We start from the raw sequence: 2,520 nt of genomic DNA, 5'->3' as shown, positions 1-2,520 counted from the left end.
TTTCGCGGGATCGTGAGCAAGGTTTTCGGAGCCTTGCACCGCTTCGGCCGACAACTCAACCGGCTTAGGGATGGCCTCGTCGTTAACGAGGAAGCCCCATGCCTATCCAGAGATTGTCGATGCGCCGGATCAAAGAAGTTCTTCGGCTAAAACATGTTCAAGGTCTGCCGGAGCGGGCCATCGCGCGCTCCCTGAGCATCAGCAATGGCGTCGTGCATGGCTACCTGACCCGCGCCCGTGTTGCCGGGCTGAGCTGGCCGCTGCCGGAAGGAATGACCGATGAAGACCTGGAGCTTTTGCTTTTCCCGGCCCCGCGGCCTGCTTCGCAAAGCCCGCAGCGGCCGTTCCCGACTGGAGCTACGTCGATAAGGAGCTGCGCCGGCGCAATGTGACCCGCCACCTGCTCTGGGAGGAGTACCGCGCCGGCAATCCCGACGGTTTCGGGTACACCTGGTTCTGCACGACCTACGAGGCCTGGAAGGGACGGGCCCGGCCGTCAATGCGGCAGACCCATCTGGGCGGCGAGAAGGTGTTCGTCGATTTCGCCGGCGATACCATCGACGTCATCGATTCCCTGACCGGGGAAGTGCAGCCGATGAAGCTGTTCGTCGCGGCGATGGGCGCTTCCAACTACACCTACGCCGAGGCCTGCCCGAGCGAGGGATTGACCGACTGGATCCGGGCGCATGTCAACCTGTTCGCCTTTCTGGGTGGGGCGCCGACGTTCGTGGTCTGCGACAACCTCAAGGCCGCCGTCAGCAACCCCGACCGTTACGATCCCGGTCTCAATCGTACCTATGCCGAGATGGCGAGCCATTACAGCACGGCCATTCTCGCCGCACGGCCGCGGCGCCCAAAAGACAAGGCGAAGGTACGAGGTCGCGGTGCAAATCGCCCAGCGCTGGATTCTGGCGCGGCTGCGCAATCAGCGCTTCTTTTCCCGGGCCGAACTGAACGCCGCCATCAAAATACTCGTCGACGAACTCAATGCCCGTCAGATGCGTGGCTTTGGCTCCAGCCGGGCCGAACTATTTGCCGAACTCGACGCCCCCAAGCTCACCCCGCTGCCGGACCAGCCTTATGCCTTCGCACGCTGGAAGCGCTGCCGCGTCGCTCCCGACTATCACGTCGAGGTCAACGGCCACTGGTACTCCGCGCCCTATCGTCTGATCGGCGAGCTGGTCGATGCCCGCATCGACGATCGGACGGTCGAACTCTTTCACAAGGGCGAGCGCATCGCCAGCCATGCCTGCGCCCCCAACCGGCGCGGACACACCACCATCGCCGACCACATGCCCAGCGCCCATCGCCGCTACGGCAAATGGACCCCCGCCGCGGTGATCGCCGCTGGCGAGCGGATCGGCCCTTCGACTGCAGCGTTCTTCCAGGCCGTGATCGAAGCCCGGCCTCATCCAGAACAGGGCTTTCGAACCTGCCTCGGCATTCTGGCGCTGGCCAAAAGCTACGGCGCCGAACGCGTCGACGCGGCCTGCCGGCGCGGCATCCTCATCAAGGCGCGCTCCGTCGCCTCCATCCGATCGATTCTCCAGAACGGTCTCGATCGCACTCTCTTCGACGACGAGCCTTTCGAGCCCCAACCCCTGCGCCACGGCAACATCCGCGGCCGCGACTACTTCCACTGAAGCAAAGGAGACCATGCATGCTCAACCACCCAACCCACGAACGGCTGATCGAGCTCGGCCTCAGCGGAATGGCCAAGGCCTTCGAGGGGCAGCGCCGATTACCCGATCTCGAAGCCTTGCCGTTCGAAGATCGGATAAGTCTGTTGGTCGACCGCGAAGCCGCCGAACGCGACACCAGGCGGCTCGCCATGCGCCTCAAGACCGCCGCGTTGCGTCAGAATGCTTGCGTCGAAGACGTTGATCTGCGTACCCCGCGTGGCATCGATCGCGCCGTTTTCGCCAAGCTCGTCGAAGGCCGCTGGATCGATCGCCACGAGAACTTGCTCGTCACCGGCGCCACCGGCCTGGGCAAAAGTTGGTTGGCCTGTGCCCTCGGCCACAAGGCCTGCCGCGACAACCGCTCCGTCCTCTATCATCGCGTCCCGAGGCTGTTCGAAGCCCTCGCGCTCGCTCGCGGCGACGGGCGTCACCCCCGGCTCCTCAAAAGTCTCGGCCGCGCTCAGCTTTTGATCCTGGACGATTGGGGCTTGTCCGTGCTCACTGCCGCCGAACGCCGCGACCTGCTCGAGATCCTCGAGGACCGCCATGGCCGCGCATCCACAATCGTCACAAGTCAGCTCCCCGTGGACACCTGGCATGGAGCCATCGGGGACCCCACGGTCGCTGACGCCATTCTCGATCGCCTCGTCCATAACGCCCACCGCCTCCAGCTCTCCGGTGAAAGCATGCGAAAACGCAGCGCCAAAACCATCGCCCTTGACGGGCAGCCGTAACCCTGACTCTATCTCCCCATCGGCCGCCGCGGGCTGCTCACGATCGTCTGAATTCAGTGCTCACGATCGCCCGAAATCGATGCTCACAATCCGTGAAATTCGCA

General features: G+C 64.1%; 1 protein-coding gene and 1 pseudogene. Both read left to right on the top strand.

All coding sequences use genetic code 11. The annotated features are described in order from the left end of the window. Positions 1-98: 98 nt before the first annotated feature. A pseudogene (gene istA / locus AOQ71_RS16995) lies at positions 99-1,643 on the top strand (IS21 family transposase). A gap of 17 nt (positions 1,644-1,660) precedes the next feature. Further along, positions 1,661-2,416, top strand: coding sequence for an IS21-like element ISFK1 family helper ATPase IstB (gene istB / locus AOQ71_RS16990; protein ID WP_057740971.1), 756 nt, complete (start codon positions 1,661-1,663; stop codon positions 2,414-2,416). Positions 2,417-2,520: the final 104 nt, after the last annotated feature.

The sequence above is a fragment of the Bradyrhizobium manausense genome, assembly GCF_001440035.1.
Classification (GTDB): domain Bacteria; phylum Pseudomonadota; class Alphaproteobacteria; order Rhizobiales; family Xanthobacteraceae; genus Bradyrhizobium; species Bradyrhizobium manausense.
This window is presented reverse-complemented; position numbering and strand designations above follow the sequence as displayed.

What these genes read in the sequence shown, in the direction of transcription:
- istB (WP_057740971.1), top strand. Translation starts at nt 1,661, where the DNA reads ATGCTCAACCACCCAACCCACGAACGGCTGATCGAGCTCGGCCTCAGC.